We start from the raw sequence: 15778 nt of genomic DNA, 5'->3' as shown, positions 1-15778 counted from the left end.
CCCGGACCACCGGGCTCACGTCGCCGAGCTCGTCCGGAGAGGCTGAGCCACGGCCATCGCGGCACCCTCGGTCACCGTATGGTCCACATAGTGACGGTGAGTTGACCGGCTCGGACCGCCATGGTGTACTCCGGATCGTGACCGACACCTGTGTGCGCCTGTGGCGGAGGGTCCATATGGACCTCGTCCGCTATGCGGGCTGCGTGTGTCGCCCGTCCTGCTGAATTCGCAGCTCTTCTCACCCCGCGCGCCGCCCCTCCCCGTCGGCTGCCGCGCGCACCCACGCGAACGCCCAGGACGGTACCCGTGTCTGTGTCCACCCCCTCCCTCACGCCTTTCCTCTCCGCACCGGTCCAGGCCCCCACCCAGGCCGACCTGTTCGACTTCGTGCGCCGCACCGCCGCCGACGCCGAACTGATCGCCTCCCTCCCGCTCGACCCCGAGGGCCGCACCTGGGTGCGTCTGGTGGGCCCCGGCGGCAGCGAGGCCTGGCTCATCGGCTGGCCCCCCGGCACCGGGACCGGCTGGCACGACCACGCCGACTCGGTCGGCGCCTTCGTCGCCGCCGCGGGCGAGCTCAAGGAGTACTCGCTCGCCGCCCGCCTGCCCACCGACGGCTGGAAGACCCTCGAACTCTCCGAGGACGTCGACCGCGAACGTCGGCTGCCGGCCGGCGAGGGCCGCTCCTTCGGCCGCCACCACGTGCACGAGGTGCTCAACGAGTCCACCGAGGAGTACGCGATCTCCGTCCACGCGTACTACCCGCCACTGCCCCGGATCCGCCGCTACAGCCGCACGGGGCGGGTACTGCGCCTGGAGCACGTCGAGCGTCCGGAGGACTGGCAGTGAGCGCACACCGCCCGGTGGGTATCGACACGTTGCTGGAACGGGTCCGCGAGGGACTCGACCGGGTGGAGGCCGAGGAGGCGTACTCCGCCACGCAGGCCGGCGAAGCCCTCCTCGTCGACATCCGGTACGCCGCCCTGCGCGAGCGCGACGGACTGATCCCCGGCGCCCTCGTCGTCGAGCGCGAACTGGAGTGGCGGCTCGACCGTTCCTAAAGACTGAGCGGGAGTGAGTCCTGTTGCCAGGACTCGTGCTCAGCCGTGTGCCCCGGACGGTGTTGGGCACACTGGTCCCCCGCGTTCGCTCCGCGTCCGGGCGGCACGGATCGTGTCCGTGGTCCGGGAATGCGGGGGCGGGTTCCCTCACGCCAGGGGATGTCCGGTCGGGCCTGGGCGGTCCGATGCCCCGCACGATCGCTCTGGTCGTGCGGGGGCGGTGCCGTCCGTCGCCGGATCGGGTGTCCCTGGGCGCGCCTTCCGATCGCCACCGCTGCCGCGTCATGGCGAGTCGTCCTACGGTTGCTGCTGGTGAGAGGCCTCTGCCAGTGCTGGCCGCCCCACCGGGAGGTGTAAGCGGGGTCCACGGCGATGATCGCGATGCCCGTCTGGTCGGCCATGGAGGTCAGCCGGGCGCGGAGCCTGCCGGTGGGCATGCCGGAGATGACCTGCCGGAACCGCTTCCTGCGGCCGTGCTTCTCGCGGGTCTTGTCCGCGGCGAAGTCCAGGTCCTCGATGGCGATCGCCTTCACCCCACAGGCCAGGGCCCAGTGCAACAGCCGTGTGAGGGCGTGGCGGACCTGGGCGTCGCGGTGCTCCCGTGTGCCGGACAGGTCGTAGAGGAAGCGGCGGGGGGTGCCGGTCGGGTTGCCGTGGGTGTCCAGGCGCCAGGCGGCGAGGTGGTCGGCGTTCATGTCCACACCGATCACGCCGTCGGCGAGCGCGGCGCGCAGGGGGATGGCGGGGGTGGGCGGGATCTGCCAGGAGGCGGTCAGATACCAGCGGTTTCGGCCCACGTCCAGATGAACGCGGTAGGCGACGGCCCGGTTGGCCTCAATCCGGTCGGCCCACTCGGTGCCCCGGTGCGCGAACGTGGCGCGGCAGGCGAGGACGTACCGGCCGTGCCCGGCGTTCGCCAGATGCCCGAGCGGCGCGGAGAGCTTGATGCTCACCTCGCCCTCGGGGCTGACGCGGATCGTCTCGTTGCCGTAGCGCTTGCCGGACTCGCCATCCGCCTGGCAGAACCAGCGCTCGGCCTCCCAGAGTTCACGCCACTGGGCCTCGGTGAGGCGGGCGGCGTCGAGGTGGTGGCGGGTGCGGGCCAGGTGCTTGCCGCCGCGTACGACGTGCACGAGTCCGGCTTCGCGGTCGGCCCGCTCGGCGGCCAGCCGGTCTTCCAGCACGTGCAGGCGACGCGCCTTGGCATGCCATTCCCGCTTCGACCGGTAACCGCCCGGCGCCTTCCTGGAACCCTTCTGCCCGAGGGGCAGGGACAGCCGGTGTGTGAGGGTCCTGATGCCCGCTTCCAAGTTCTGGACGTGCGTCAACTGACAGCGGCGGGCCAGCACCCACTGGTCGTGCGACGCCTTGGTGATGCTGCCCGCCCAGCGCGACGACGAGAGAGGCGTCAGCTCGCGCTTGCGGGCCGCCCAGATGTCGGCGGAATGCTCCAGCCCGTCCCGGCACCGCGCCGCAAGATCCTTCGCAGCGAGCGACCCCAGATACGCACCTACCAGCCGCAGCACCTCCTCGTCCCCAGGGGGCAGGCGCTTGAGCCGGGTCCTGACCGCCACGCCGGTCGGACCGGACGCGACGAAGGACTCCGCCACCTTCCTCAGTTCGCCCATCCTTCACCCCCGCTCGTCCCACCCGAAGATCCCGACACCGCATCCAACGAGCACCGCCTGAAAAGGTCACCCATTCGACGCACGAACACCAGTTCCCTCAAGGCGCGTGGCACGACGCCTCACACCGGCACTCGCTCCTGCTCACCAGAACGTGCTCGAGTCTCCATCGGCAGCAGCTCCCAACCCCTCCGTGTCCTCCCCCTCTTCCTCCAGCGCCTGGCGAACCACGCGCAGCGCCATCCCCTCGGAGTAGCCCTTGCGGGCGAGCATGCCCGCGAGGCGTCGCAACCGTTTGTCGCGGTCGAGGCCGCGCGTGGAGCGGAGCTTGCGCGCGACGAGCTCACGCGCCGTCGCCTCTTCCTGCTCGGAGTCGAGCTGCCCGACGGCCTCGTCGATCAGCGTCGAGTCCACACCCTTGGTCCGCAGCTCCCGCGCGAGCGCCCGCCGGGCCAGACCCCGGCCGTGGTGCCGGGACTCCACCCAGGCGTCCGCAAAGGCACCGTCGTTGATCAGCCCGACCTCCTCGAACCGTGACAGCACCTCGTCCGCCACATCGTCGGGGATCTCACGCTTGCGCAACGCGTCCGCGAGCTGCTTCCGCGTGCGCGGGGTCCCGGTGAGCAGGCGCAGACAGATCGCCCGCGCCCGCTCAGCCGGGTCCGCTGGAGGCTCCCCCTTCTCGGCCCTCGACGAGGAAGAAGTGCCTCCGTCCTGTGGGTCGTCGGACGGCTCACCGAAACCGCCACGCCTCCGACGCCCTCGTCCACCTCGCGGCCCCCCATCGCCGCGCCCCCCATCGCCGCGCCCCCCGTCGCCGCGCCGCCCACCGCCACGGCGCGATCCACCGCCCGGGGAATCATGACCGTCCGTCAGACCTTCGCCTTCGCCATAGGCCGCCGGACCGTCACCGCCGTACGAATCCCCGCCGTGGAACGCCTCGGGGCCATACGTGTCACCGGAGTACGCGGAGGAGCCGCCGTACGTCTCGTCCCCGTACGGTCCGTCCCCGCCGTGCGCTCTTTCACCGTCTCCGGCCGAGTCGCCGTTCCCCCCGTGCCCCTGCCCCCGCGGGGGGCCGGGGTAGGCGTACTCGGCCCAGTCGGTTCGTCGCGTCATGGACTAGCTCTTGGCCGCCGCGGCCTTGGACTTGGTGGCCTTCGCCGCCGGAGCGGGCACCGTCTTCGGGGCCTCGTCCGAGGGGGTCGAGACCGCCGCGTCCGCGCCCGGCTCGGCGGTGGGCTCCGTCGGCCTCACACCGACGCCCAGCTTCTCCAGGATCTTCTTCTCGATCTCGTTGGCGAGGTCGGGGTTGTCCTTCAGGAAGTTGCGCGCGTTCTCCTTGCCCTGGCCGAGCTGGTCGCCCTCGTACGTGTACCAGGCGCCGGCCTTGCGGACGAAGCCGTGCTCCACGCCCATGTCGATCAGGCCGCCCTCGCGGCTGATGCCGTGCCCGTAGAGGATGTCGAACTCGGCCTGCTTGAAGGGCGGCGCGACCTTGTTCTTGACGACCTTGACGCGGGTGCGGTTGCCGACCGCGTCGGTGCCGTCCTTCAGCGTCTCGATGCGGCGGATGTCGAGTCGCACCGAGGCATAGAACTTCAGCGCCCGGCCACCCGTCGTGGTCTCCGGGGACCCGAACATCACGCCGATCTTCTCGCGCAGCTGGTTGATGAAGATCGCAGTGGTCTTCGACTGGTTGAGCGCGCTGGTGATCTTCCGCAGGGCCTGGCTCATCAGACGGGCCTGCAGACCCACGTGCGAGTCGCCCATCTCGCCCTCGATCTCCGCGCGCGGCACCAGGGCGGCGACGGAGTCGATGACGATCAGGTCGAGCGCGCCGGAGCGGACGAGCATGTCCACGATTTCCAGCGCCTGCTCGCCGTTGTCCGGCTGGGAAAGGATCAGGTTGTCGATGTCGACACCGAGCTTCTTCGCGTACTCGGGGTCGAGGGCGTGCTCGGCGTCCACGAAGGCCACCTGGCCGCCGGCCTTCTGCGCGTTCGCCACCGCGTGCAGCGTCAGCGTCGTCTTACCGGAGGACTCCGGGCCGTACACCTCCACCACTCGGCCGCGCGGCAGGCCGCCGACACCGAGGGCCACGTCGAGCGCGGTCGACCCGGTGGGGATGACCTCGATGGGCTCGTTCGGCCGCTCGCCCAGGCGCATCACCGCGCCCTTGCCGAATTGCCGTTCAATCTGTGCGAGCGCGGCGTCGAGCGCCTTCTCGCGGTCCGTACCTGCCATGGGTTCCACCCGGTTTGCTTGAGTCGATCGCTTCACGTCAAAGACGCTAACGCCTGCCACTGACAATGCGCCCCGACGCCCGTCCAGCCTGTGGATAACTCGGGTACATCTCTGCGAAAACCCTGCCGAAATCCCCGCCGAGAGCCCAGCCGGAGATTCCATAAGAATGGATGTTCGATTTTGGTGTCAAGCGCACCACGCAGCACCTCCGAGCCTACGTTCGCGGACCGACAACGGCCTGGATCCCCGCCTACTCCACGGGGCGTACCACCGGAGTCTTCGGCCGTACGACGACCTCACGGCCCTGACCGCCGAAGCTTGGCCCCATGGAGAGCCGCAGCGGAATCCCCGCTCCCGCCGTGACCACCGACGTCGCCCCGCCCGCACGACCGTCTGCGGCACGACCGTCTCCGGTGGGCCCCGGGTGGCGTGGGGCGTGGGGCGGAGTGCGTCCCGCCGAGCGACTCTGTCATGCGACCGGCGCCGTGCTGGTGCTCTCCGGGCTGGCGCATCTGGTCGTCTTCGCCGTGGACGGCGGCCCCTGGGACGGGCCCGTCTCCTGGCGCAAGCCCGTCACGTTCGGGCTCTCTTTCGGGCTGACGCTGATCGCGATCACATGGGTCACGTCGTATCTGCGGGTCGGAACGCGTCTGCGCTCGGCGCTGCTCGTCGTGTTCGCCGCCGACTGTGTCGTGGAGGTGGGCGGGATCACCCTTCAGGCGTGGCGGCGGGTGCCCTCGCACCTCAACATGGAGACCGGCTTCGACACGGCGGTGTCAATGACGCTCGCGGTGGGCGGCGGGGTTCTCGTGGTGCTGCTCACCGTGTTCGCGGTGGCCTCCTTCAGGAACCGGCCCACGGGCCCTCCGGGGATGCCGCTCGCGCTGCGCTCCGGATTCGCGATCCTGCTCGTCGCGCTGGCGTCCGGCGCCGCGATGATCGCGCGCGGGGTCGTCCTCACCCGCACCGGTCACCAGGAGGCGGCGTACCACTCGACGGCCCCGCTCAAGCCGCTGCACGGAGTGAGTCTGCACGCCGTGCTGGTCCTGCCCGCGCTGGCCCGGCTGCTCTCGCACACGCCGTGGAGCGAGCGGACACGGCAGCGGGTCGTCCGCGCGGCGGTCTGCTGCTACGCGGCGGCGGTCCTGGGCGCCGGAGTGTGGGCGGCCCTCACCTGGTGAATCCTGGTGAACCTCATCGGCTTCATCAGCCTCATCGGCCGAGCAGCCCGCGAAGACGGGCGCGGAAGGAGGTCGACCTCCTGGTCCGGTGACCGTGCACCCGAGGGTCGTCCGTGACGTCGTACCGCTTCACATAGGCCCCCAGGAAGGCCTGGAGGGTGGCGACCGCGGGGATCGCGATCAGGGCACCCACGGCCCCGAGGAGGGCAGTGCCCGCGATGACCGAGCCGAAGGCGACCGCGGGGTGGATGTCCACGGTCTTGGCCGTCAGCTTGGGCTGCAGTACGTAGTTCTCGAACTGCTGGTAGACCACGACGAAGATCAGCACCCACAGCGCGTACCAGGGGTCGATGGTGAAGGCGATCAGCATCGGCAGGGCCCCGGCGAGATACGTACCGATGGTGGGGATGAACTGCGAGACCAGACCCACCCAGACGGCGAGCACGGGCGCGTAGGGCACGCCCAGGGACTGCAGCAGGATGTAGTGCGCGATGCCGGAGATCAGCGCCATCAGACCGCGCGAGTACAGATAGCCGCCGGTCTTGTCGACGGCTATCTCCCACGCGCGCAGCACCTCGGCCTGCCGCGCGGGCGGCAGCACGGAGCACAACGCGCGCCGCAGCCGGGGCCCGTCGGCCGCGAAGTAGAACGAGAACAGCGTGATCGTCAGCAGCTTGAAGAGGCCGCCGAGCACCTGTGCGGACACGTCCAGGACGCCGGTCGCGCTGTTCTGCACGTACTTCCGCAGCCAGTCGGAGTGCACCAGGCTGTCCTGGACGTCCACCCGTCTCACATGGGTGTGGAAGCTCGAGTTGATCCAGTTGATCACCGAGTCCAGGTACTCGGGGAAGCCCTCGATCATCTTGATGATCTGACCCGCGAGCATCGAGCCGAGCAGCGTGATGAATCCGGCCGTCACGATCAGCAGACCGAAGAAGACGAGGAAGGCGGCCAGCCCCCGCCGCATACCGTACGAGGCCATCCAGCTCACGGCGGGCTCGATGGCGAGCGCCAGGAAGAACGCGATCAGAATGTTGATCAACAGCCCGATGAGCTGGTGGAACGCCCAACTGCCCAGTTGGAACAGGGCGACGAGGGTGAGCGCGAGCACCATCGCGCGCGGCAGCCAGCGCGGCATGCGCGCGCCCTGCCCCGGGGCCTCCCCGCCCGGGGGCAGGGTGGGCGGCGTCGTGCCGAAAGGGGATGTCTGCTGGTCGACCTGCGCGGTCTCGTCTGTCGGGGCCACGGGGCAAGTCTCGCCCACGCCACCGACGATCGGTGACCGGCCCCGGATCTTCGGGGTCCGTCAGCGGTTTTCGTACGGAACGTTCATGGTCGCGCACACCACGCGCCACACGTCCTTGGCCTCCCAGCCGGCGTTCAGCGCCTCGTGCACGGTCCGTCCGCCGAGCTCCGTCATCACATGATCGCGCGCGAAGGTGTCGGCGTACACCTCACCGAAGTGATCCGCCATCCGCTGCCAGAAGACCGTCAACCGCATGACTCCAGTATCCCGCCCCTGAGAGTGGGCCCGGGCCGGGACCCCTTGCCGAGACCGCTTTCCGTCCTACGGTCTGAGACATGGCCGAATCAGGAGCATCCCCACTCCCCCCGACGCCCCCGGCGCACACCCCGCTCTCGCGCGCCGAGCACTTCATCTGGCTCACCGCACGCGTGCTGGAGCAGCGCCGTTTCGCGTACCACTTCCTGGACAGCGACGTCGGCGCCGCCGACGCGGTGGAGACCGCGCTGGCCGCCTACCGCAATGACGACGAGGGATACGGTCACGCGCTCGAACCCGATCTCCGCGGTCCGGTCAGCCAGCCGCTGCACACCGGGCACGCGCTACGCGTCCTCGACTCGATCGGGCGGTGCGGCGGACAGCGCGTGGAGCGCGTGTGCCGCTACTTGACCTCGGTGTCGACGGCGGACGGCGCACTGCCGGCGGTCCATCCCAGTCAGCGTGGCTATCCGCACGCTCCTTTCGTACCGATCGTCGACGACCCGCCGAGTGAACTCCTCGCCACCGGGCCCGTGGTGGGCCTGCTGCACCGCAACGAGGTATGGCACGCCTGGCTGTTCCGGGCCACCGACTTCTGCTGGCGGGCGGTCGAGTCCCTGGACAAGTCCCACCCGTACGAGATCGAGGCGGCCGTGGCCTTCCTGGACTCCGCCCCCGACCGACCGCGCGCGGAGGCCGCCGCCGACCGGCTGGGCCGCCTGGTGCGCGAGCACCGGCTCGCGGCACTGGACCCGGCGCGCCTGGAGGCGTTTCCGGTGGCATCCGGATACGCGCCGGACGAGCACCACTTCCCGCACGACTACGCGAAGACCCCTGGGTCGCTCGCGCGCGCATGGTTCACCGACGAGGAGATGGCGCGCTCGCTCGACTTCCTGGCGGGCGAGCAGCGTGAGGACGGCGGCTGGCCGATCCGCTGGCGCCGGTGGGCACCGGGTACCGCCCTGGAGTGCCGCCCCGTGGTGACGATCGAGGCCCTGCGCACCCTGCGGGCGTACGGACGGCCCATCGGCTGAGTGACGCGGGCGGTTCCCGGCCCGCACACGCGTGTGCGGGCCGTCCGCGTCCCGGGCGTCAGCCTGTCAGTGCCCGCATTCCCGCCGTCACGACCACGGCCGCGCCGACCACGAGCAGGAAGGGGGCGCGCAGGAGCAGGGCAACGGCGGCCGCAGCGAGTCCTGCGACCTTCGCGTCCACGACCAGGACACGCCCGTCGGCGAAGGTCTGCTGAGCCGTGAGCGCGGCCAGGAGGGCAACGGGCAGCAGGGCGGCGAGGCGCTTGACGAGCGGCCGCTCCAGGACGCCGACGGGGACCAGCAGGCCGATGAGCTTGACGGCGTAGCAGCCGACGGCGGTCGCCCCGATCGCGATCCAGATGTTCAACGGTCTTCCCTTGGTGCGTCGTTGTCGGCCTGCATACGGCCGGCGGGCTTCGGAGCGCGTCGCCCCTCTATGTAGAGGGCGGCGGGAGCGGCCAGCGCCGCCACCAGGACGGGGACTCCGGCGGGCAGCACGGGCAGCAGACCCAGCCCCAGAAGAACCGCGGCACCGGCGACCGCGCGCTCCGTGGTGGTCTTCAGCATCGGTGCGAGCAGCGCGAGGAAGACGGCGGGCCCGGCGGCGTCCAGCCCCCACGCGTCGGTGTCGCCGATGGCCTCGGCCCCGACGGCGCCCAGCAGCGTGGTGAGGTTCCACAGCACGTACAGGGTGAGCCCGGTGACGGTGAAGCCGATCCGGACACTGCGGCGGGTGGGCTGGGCGAGCGCGACGGCCGTGGTCTCGTCGATGACCCACTGCGCGGCGAACGGACGTACCGCGCGCGGGAGGGCCAGCAGTTGTGACAGCCGCAGTCCGTAGAACGCGTTGCGCACCCCGAGGAAGAACGCGCCCGCAGCTGCCGTGAGCGGGTTGCCGCCGCTCGCGAGCGCGCCCACGAGCGCGAACTGCGAGGCGCCGGTGAACACCAGGAGGCTGAGCGCGCAGGTCTGCAGCACGGTGAGCCCGCTGCCTGCCGAAGTCACTCCGAAGGCGAAACCGGACAGTCCGACGGCGACCCCGACTCCCAGGGCGTCCCGGACGACGGCCGCGTCGGGTTTTCCGCCGCTTTCTTCACTTCGTATATCTGCGAGAGCTGTCTGTTCTGCCACACCCCGGACGGTAGGTACGGCCCTCCGTCGGCGTCTTGTACGTTCTTGCGCTCGCGCTGGTAGGCGCCCGGAGGCACGCCCACGATCCGGGTGAAGTGACGGTTGAGATGGGGCTGGTCGGTGAAGCCGACGGCGACGGCCGCCTCGGCGGGCGCGGAACCGGCGTCCAGGAGGTGGCGCGCCCGGCGTACCCGGGCGTCGGTCAGCCAGGTGTGGGGCGGCATGCCGTAGGTCTCGCGGAACGCGCGCAGCAGGGCGAAGGGGCTGGTGCCGAGGTCGGCGGCGAGCCGTTCCAGGGTCGGAGGCTCGACCATCCGCTCCTCCAGCACGGCACGCGCGCGTGCGGCGACACGGGCGCCCGCGGTGTGCACACCCCGCTGCGGCAGCGGACCGCCGTTCAGGCGCAGCAACCGGGTCACCGCGACCCGTAGCAGGGTGTCGGCCGCGAGCGCGTTGCCCTCCTCCGCGGCCCGGAGCACTTCGTGCACCAGACCCGCCGCGTACGGATCGTCGAGCACCGGGCTGACGAATCCGGGGGTTCCACGAATCGTGGTGGTCTCCGCTGCGATCTCCGCCACCAGCTCGGGCGAGGGGTACACGGCCCCGTACCGCCAGCCCTCGGGAACACCCGCCCGGCCCGTGTGCGGGGTGTCGGGGTTGACCAGCGCGAGCGCGCCCGGACCCGCGTACTGGTCGGCGCCGCCGTGGTGGAAGACCTCGACACCGTCGGAGATGGCGGCGATCACGAAGTTCTCGTGGGTGTGCCGCACAAAGATCTTCTCGACGAACCGCGCCCGCAACAGATCGACACCCGGCAGCTCCGCGTACCGCCAGTGCCGAGCCCGCTCCTGCCCTGAACCTGTCACGCCCCCCATTCTCCGTCACTCCCTCGCCGAGGGGCCGCGGGAGACACCCCCCGGCCCCGACCCATCACCAGCCGACGGCGCATCGCCCCCATCGGGCGCGTTCCCGCAGGTCAGAGCGATTGTCAGTGGCCGGGTGCAGGATGGACGCATGGTCAGCTCCGCACACCGAGCCCTGGACGGCTTCTCCCCCGCGACCCGCGGCTGGTTCACGGGGGCCTTCTCCGCGCCCACCGCCGCCCAGGCCGGCGCGTGGAAGGCCATCGGCGAGGGCTCGGACGTGCTGGTGGTCGCCCCGACCGGCTCCGGCAAGACCCTGGCAGCGTTCCTCGCCGCGCTCGACCAGCTGGCCTCGACCCCACCCCCGGCCGACCCCAGGAAGCGCTGCCGGGTGCTGTACGTATCGCCGCTCAAGGCCCTCGCGGTGGACGTGGAGCGGAATCTGCGCAGCCCGCTGACCGGCATCCGGCAGGAGTCGGTGCGCCTCGGGCTGCCCGAGCCCGAGGTGAAGGTCGGCATCCGCTCCGGCGACACCCCCGCCGCCGAGCGCCGCGCGCTGGCCACCCGCCCGCCGGACATCCTGATCACCACCCCCGAGTCACTGTTCCTGATGCTGACGTCGGCGACGCGCGACGCGCTGACCGGTATCGAGACGGTGATCCTGGACGAGGTGCACGCGGTCGCGGGCACCAAGCGCGGCGCCCATCTCGCGCTCACCCTCGAGCGCCTCGACGAGGTGCTGCCCAGGCCGGCGCGCCGCATCGGCCTCTCCGCGACGGTGCGTCCGGTGGACGAGGTGGCGCGCTATCTCTCGCCCCGCCGCAAGGTGGAGATCGTCCAACCGCCGTCGGGCAAGGAATTCGACCTCTCCGTGGTCGTCCCGGTCGAGGACCTGGCCGAGCTGGGCGGCTCCCCGGTCGCCGACGGCAGCGAGGGCGCGGAGAAGCCCTCCATCTGGCCTCATGTCGAGGAGCGGATCGCCGACCTCGTCCAGTCCCACCGCTCCACGATCGTGTTCGCCAACTCCCGCCGCCTGGCGGAGCGCCTGTGCAACCGGCTGAACGAGATCGCGTACGAGCGAGCGACGGGCGAACCCCTGGCGGAGGCGCACGCCCCGGCCCAGCTGATGGGGGGCTCCGGCGCGGCCCAGGGGGCGCCGCCCGTCATCGCGCGGGCTCACCACGGCTCGGTGTCCAAGGAGCAGCGGGCCCTGGTCGAGGAGGACCTGAAAGCGGGGCGCCTGCCCGCCGTGGTCGCCACCTCCAGCCTCGAACTCGGCATCGACATGGGCGCGGTCGACCTCGTCGTCCAGGTCGAGTCACCGCCCTCCGTGGCCTCCGGCCTCCAGCGCGTGGGCCGCGCGGGCCACCAGGTCGGCGCGGTGTCCACCGGCGTCGTCTTCCCCAAGTACCGCGGCGACCTGGTCCAGGCGGCGGTGGTCACCGAGCGGATGCGCACCGGCTCCATCGAGTCCCTGCGGGTCCCCGCCAACCCCTTGGACGTGCTGGCGCAGCAGCTCGTCGCCATGACCGCACTCGACACCTGGCAGGTCGACGACCTGCTCGCCACGGTCCGCCGGGCGGCGCCCTTCGCCTCGCTGCCCGAGTCGGCGTTCACGGCCGTGCTCGACATGCTCGCGGGCCGCTATCCGTCCGATGCCTTCGCGGAGCTCAGGCCCCGCGTGGTGTGGGACCGCGTCGCGGGTACGATCACGGGCCGTCCCGGCGCTCAGCGCCTCGCCGTCACCTCCGGCGGGACCATCCCCGACCGCGGGCTGTTCGGGGTCTTCCTCGCGGGATCCGACCCCAAGAAGGGCGGCGGCCGGGTCGGTGAGCTCGACGAGGAGATGGTCTACGAGTCCCGCGTCGGGGACGTCTTCACGCTCGGCACGAGTTCCTGGCGCATCGAGGACATCACCCGCGACCGCGTCCTGGTTTCCCCCGCCCCCGGTGTCCCGGGCCGGCTCCCCTTCTGGAAGGGCGACCAGCTCGGCCGCCCTCTCGAGCTCGGCCGGGCGGTCGGCGCGTTCCTCCGCGAGGTGGGCTCGCTCCCCAGGGACGACGCCCGCCTGCGGCTGCTGGCCGCGGGACTGGACGCCTGGGCCGCCGACAACGTGCTGTCGTACCTCACCGAACAGCGCGAGGCGTGCGGTCACGTCCCGGACGACCGCACGATCGTCGTCGAGCGGTTCCGTGACGAGCTGGGCGACTGGCGGGTGGTCGTGCACTCCCCCTTCGGCGCCCAGGTGCACGCCCCCTGGGCCCTGGCACTGGGCGCCCGGCTCTCCGAGCGCTACGGCATGGACGCCCAGGTCATGCACGCCGACGACGGCATCGTGCTGCGCCTGCCCGACGCCGACGTGATGGGCCTGGACCTGCTCGACCAGGAGCCCATGAAGCTGGGCACGGAGTACGACACGGAGCAGGCGCCCGTCGGCGCGGCGGACGTCGCCTTCGACAAGGGCGAGGTCGACCAGATCGTCACCGACCAGGTGGGCGGCTCGGCTCTGTTCGCGGCCCGGTTCCGTGAGTGCGCGGCCCGCGCGCTGCTGCTGCCGCGCCGCAGCCCGGGAAAGCGCACCCCGCTGTGGCAGCAGCGGCAGCGCGCCGCCCAACTGCTCCAGGTGGCCGGCGAGTTCGGATCGTTCCCGATCGTCCTCGAAGCGGTCCGCGAATGCCTCCAGGACGTCTTCGACGTCCCCGGGCTCACCGAGCTGATGGGCGACATCGAGTCCCGCAAGGTGCGGCTCGTCGAGGTCACCACGCCCGAGCCCTCCCCCTTCGCGCGCTCCCTCCTGTTCGGATACGTGGCCCAGTTCCTGTACGAGGGCGACTCCCCGCTCGCCGAGCGACGCGCCGCCGCCCTGTCCCTGGACTCCCGCCTGCTGGCCGAGCTCCTGGGCCAGGCCGAGCTGCGCGAGCTGCTCGACGCCGAGGTCCTGGCCGAGCTGGAGCGGGAGCTCCAGTGGCTCACCGAGGACCGCCGGGTCAAGGACGCCGAAGGCGTCGCCGACCTGCTGCGCCTGCTGGGCCCGCTCACGGATGCCGACCTGGCCGAGCGCGGCGCCGAGTCGCAGTGGGCCAAGGAGCTGGCCGCCGCCCGCCGCGCCATCAAGGTCCGTATCGCCGGCGCCGACCACTGGGCGGCGATCGAGGACGCCGGCCGCCTGCGGGACGCTTTGGGCACGGCGCTGCCCGTCGGCGTCCCCGAGGCCTTCACGGAGCCGGTCAAGGACCCGCTCGGCGACCTCCTCGCGCGCTACGCACGCACCCACGGCCCGTTCACCTCCACCACCGCAGCCGCCCGCTTCGGTCTCGGCACGGCCGTCACGGACGGAGCACTGCAACGCCTCGCGGCGAACGGCCGCGTCGTCCAAGGGGAGTTCCACCCGGCGGGCATCGGCCAGGAGTGGTGCGACGCGGCCGTGCTGCGCAGACTGCGGCGCCGTTCGCTCGCGGCCCTGCGCCACGAGTTGGAGCCGGTGCCGCCCGCCGCGCTCGCACAGTTCCTGCCGCAGTGGCAGCACGTCGACAGCGGGCACGGGCTGCGCGGCATCGACGGACTGGTACGCGCCATCGAGCAGTTGCAGGGAGCCTCGGTGCCCGCCTCCGCCCTGGAGAAGCTGGTCCTCCCCTCCCGCGTCTCCGGTTACGCCCCCGCGCTGCTCGACGAACTCACGGCCGCCGGAGAGGTGGTCTGGGCCGGGGCCGGGGCGCTGCCGGGCAAGGACGGCTGGGTCTCGCTCTATCTCGCGGACGCGGCTCCGCTGCTCCTCCCGGACCCGCACCCCCTGGAGCTGACCGCCCTGCACCAGTCGGCGCTGGACGCCCTCTCCGGGGGCTACGGCCTGTTCTTCCGCCAGATCGCCGACCAGGTCCGCGCCACCACCCACCCCGACGCCACCGATCCCCAACTCGCCGACACGATCTGGGACCTGGCCTGGTCCGGTCGGCTCACGAACGACACGCTCGCACCGATGCGCGCCCTCCTGGGTTCGGGTCGCACCGCCGGGTCCACGGCGCACCGCGCCAAACGCACGGTCCCGCGCGGCCGCTACGGCTCCCTGACCGGCGCGGCACGGCCCCAGTCCCGTACGGGCCCGCCGACGGTGGCCGGCCGCTGGTCGCTGCTGCCCGCCCGTGAGCCCGACGCCACCGTGCGCGCCCACGCCCTGGCCCGCACACTGCTCGACCGGCACGGCGTGGTGACCCGGGGCGCCGTCGCCGCGGAAGGGGTCGAAGGCGGCTTCTCCGCCGTGTACCGCATCCTGTCCGCCTTCGAGGACAGCGGGCAGGCCCGCCGGGGTTACGTGGTGGAAGGACTGGGTGCCGCCCAGTTCGCGATGGACGGAGCGGTGGACCGCCTGCGCGCGGCGGCGAACGCGCGGGACCGGGGCGAATCACTGACCGCCCAGGACCCCAGGGACAGCATCCCGGGAGACACCTTCCCGGCGCCGACCGGTTTCCCGGACGCCCCCGGCCGCCGCCACACCAACGGTTTCCCCGACAGCCGCGACCCCGCGCACACCAACGGTTTCCCTGACGGCCACGACGACCCCGCGCACACCCACGCCTTCCCCGACGACCTCGACCTCGACCTCGACGCGACGAGCCCCCTCGGTTTCCCCGAGACCGAGGACTCCGTCTTCGCCGACGACCACGGCTTCGCGAGCGACCCCGCCGACCCCGTGCTCTCCCCCAACCGGTTCCGCTCCCGTTCCTCGTCCCGGGCCACCTCCCAGGCCGTGGTCCTGGCTGCCGCCGACCCCGCGAACGCGTACGGCGCCGCCCTTTCCTGGCCCGAGCCCCCCACCGGCGCCGGACACAAACCGGGCCGTAAGGCGGGCTCCCTGGTCGTGCTCGTCGACGGTGAGCTGACGCTGTACATGGAGCGCGGCGGCAAGACCCTGCTGGCCTGGCCTTCGGACCTGGACGGCTCGGTCATGGAGGACGCCCGTCTGCGTGCCGCCGCCGACGCCCTCGCCGCGGCCGCCCGCGCGGGCTCCCTCGGCACGGTCACGGTGGAGCGCGTCAACGGCGCCTCCGCCCTGACATCCCCGTTCGGCACCCTCCTGGAAGGCGCCGGCTTCATCGCGACCCCCCGCGGCCTGCGCCTGCGCGCCTGAGCCCCCAACC

Annotated in this window: 13 protein-coding genes and 1 pseudogene; 6 read left to right on the top strand and 8 right to left on the bottom strand. The window is 71.9% G+C overall.

The genetic code is table 11. The annotated features are described in order from the left end of the window. Positions 1-137: 137 nt before the first annotated feature. The 3 genes and pseudogenes from ACZ69M_RS39680 to ACZ69M_RS39670 form a co-directional block, all read left to right on the top strand. Positions 138-224 (top strand): putative leader peptide, encoded by an 87-nt coding sequence (locus ACZ69M_RS39680; RefSeq protein ID WP_313960178.1) that lies wholly within the window; start codon positions 138-140, stop codon positions 222-224. A gap of 88 nt (positions 225-312) precedes the next feature. Beyond that, positions 313-849 (top strand): cupin domain-containing protein, encoded by a 537-nt coding sequence (locus tag ACZ69M_RS39675; protein WP_470057926.1) that lies wholly within the window; start codon positions 313-315, stop codon positions 847-849. Beyond that, positions 840-1052, top strand: a pseudogene (locus ACZ69M_RS39670) (rhodanese-like domain-containing protein); the annotation flags it as partial. The gene ACZ69M_RS39675 and the pseudogene ACZ69M_RS39670, both read left to right, overlap by 10 nt. 5 nt (positions 1053-1057) lie before the next feature. On the opposite strand, the gene ACZ69M_RS39665 reads toward ACZ69M_RS39670, so the two are convergent. From ACZ69M_RS39665 to recA, 3 genes are all read right to left on the bottom strand, one after another. Further along, entirely contained in the window at positions 1058-2689 is a 1632-nt protein-coding gene (locus ACZ69M_RS39665) for a nuclease/transposase family protein (protein WP_470057753.1), read from the bottom strand. A 141-nt stretch (positions 2690-2830) separates the two neighbouring features. Next, positions 2831-3805 (bottom strand): recombination regulator RecX, encoded by a 975-nt coding sequence (recX, locus tag ACZ69M_RS39660; RefSeq protein WP_470057751.1) that lies wholly within the window; start codon positions 3803-3805, stop codon positions 2831-2833. A gap of 3 nt (positions 3806-3808) precedes the next feature. Next, positions 3809-4933: a recombinase RecA gene (gene recA / locus ACZ69M_RS39655; RefSeq protein WP_470057749.1), complete on the bottom strand. Its 1125-nt coding sequence runs from the start codon at positions 4931-4933 to the stop codon at positions 3809-3811. A 326-nt stretch (positions 4934-5259) separates the two neighbouring features. On the opposite strand from recA, the gene ACZ69M_RS39650 reads away from it, so the two are divergent. Next, complete coding sequence (locus tag ACZ69M_RS39650) at positions 5260-6114, top strand: hypothetical protein (protein ID WP_470057748.1); 855 nt, start codon at positions 5260-5262, stop codon at positions 6112-6114. Positions 6115-6145: 31 nt separating this feature from the next. Here the strand turns inward: ACZ69M_RS39650 and ACZ69M_RS39645 are convergent, their stop codons facing one another. Both ACZ69M_RS39645 and ACZ69M_RS39640 read right to left on the bottom strand, forming a co-directional pair. Next, complete coding sequence (locus ACZ69M_RS39645) at positions 6146-7360, bottom strand: AI-2E family transporter (RefSeq protein ID WP_470057746.1); 1215 nt, start codon at positions 7358-7360, stop codon at positions 6146-6148. A gap of 60 nt (positions 7361-7420) precedes the next feature. Next, entirely contained in the window at positions 7421-7615 is a 195-nt protein-coding gene (locus ACZ69M_RS39640) for a DUF3046 domain-containing protein (protein ID WP_099920341.1), read from the bottom strand. Between the two features lie 80 nt (positions 7616-7695). Between ACZ69M_RS39640 and ACZ69M_RS39635 the strand changes: the two genes are divergently transcribed. Continuing rightward, the gene (locus ACZ69M_RS39635; RefSeq protein WP_470057744.1) at positions 7696-8649 is read left to right on the top strand and encodes a hypothetical protein; all 954 of its coding nucleotides are present in this window, start codon (positions 7696-7698) and stop codon (positions 8647-8649) included. A 58-nt stretch (positions 8650-8707) separates the two neighbouring features. On the opposite strand, the gene ACZ69M_RS39630 is transcribed toward ACZ69M_RS39635, so the two are convergent. Genes ACZ69M_RS39630 through ACZ69M_RS39620 form a run of 3 tightly spaced genes read right to left on the bottom strand, consistent with a single transcriptional unit; the run spans position 8708 to position 10646 of the window. After that, positions 8708-9016 carry an AzlD domain-containing protein gene (locus tag ACZ69M_RS39630; protein ID WP_352051076.1) on the bottom strand — a complete coding sequence of 103 codons (309 nt, stop codon included), beginning with the start codon at positions 9014-9016 and terminating at the stop codon, positions 8708-8710. Further along, positions 9013-9753, bottom strand: a complete 741-nt coding sequence (locus ACZ69M_RS39625; protein ID WP_470057924.1) for an AzlC family ABC transporter permease — start codon at positions 9751-9753, stop codon at positions 9013-9015. Before ACZ69M_RS39625 ends, ACZ69M_RS39630 begins: the two co-directional genes overlap by 4 nt. Next, a complete protein-coding gene (locus tag ACZ69M_RS39620) occupies positions 9651-10646 on the bottom strand; it encodes an AraC family transcriptional regulator (protein ID WP_470057742.1) in 996 nt (331 codons plus the stop codon). Before ACZ69M_RS39620 ends, ACZ69M_RS39625 begins: the two co-directional genes overlap by 103 nt. A 148-nt stretch (positions 10647-10794) precedes the next feature. Between ACZ69M_RS39620 and ACZ69M_RS39615 the strand changes: the two genes are divergently transcribed. Further along, the gene (locus tag ACZ69M_RS39615) at positions 10795-15768 is read left to right on the top strand and encodes an ATP-dependent helicase (protein ID WP_470057740.1); all 4974 of its coding nucleotides are present in this window, start codon (positions 10795-10797) and stop codon (positions 15766-15768) included. Positions 15769-15778: the final 10 nt, after the last annotated feature.

This window comes from Streptomyces sp. NPDC107454, assembly GCF_055582885.1.
Note: the sequence above shows the minus strand (reverse complement) of the source record. Positions and strands in the feature narration are given on the sequence as shown.

What these genes read in the sequence shown, in the direction of transcription:
- ACZ69M_RS39665 (WP_470057753.1), bottom strand. Translation starts at nt 2,689, where the DNA reads ATGGGCGAACTGAGGAAGGTGGCGGAGTCCTTCGTCGCGTCCGGTCCG.
- recX (WP_470057751.1), bottom strand. Translation starts at nt 3,805, where the DNA reads ATGACGCGACGAACCGACTGGGCCGAGTACGCCTACCCCGGCCCCCCG.
- recA (WP_470057749.1), bottom strand. Translation starts at nt 4,933, where the DNA reads ATGGCAGGTACGGACCGCGAGAAGGCGCTCGACGCCGCGCTCGCACAG.
- ACZ69M_RS39650 (WP_470057748.1), top strand. Translation starts at nt 5,260, where the DNA reads ATGGAGAGCCGCAGCGGAATCCCCGCTCCCGCCGTGACCACCGACGTC.
- ACZ69M_RS39640 (WP_099920341.1), bottom strand. Translation starts at nt 7,615, where the DNA reads ATGCGGTTGACGGTCTTCTGGCAGCGGATGGCGGATCACTTCGGTGAG.
- ACZ69M_RS39635 (WP_470057744.1), top strand. Translation starts at nt 7,696, where the DNA reads ATGGCCGAATCAGGAGCATCCCCACTCCCCCCGACGCCCCCGGCGCAC.
- ACZ69M_RS39615 (WP_470057740.1), top strand. Translation starts at nt 10,795, where the DNA reads ATGGTCAGCTCCGCACACCGAGCCCTGGACGGCTTCTCCCCCGCGACC.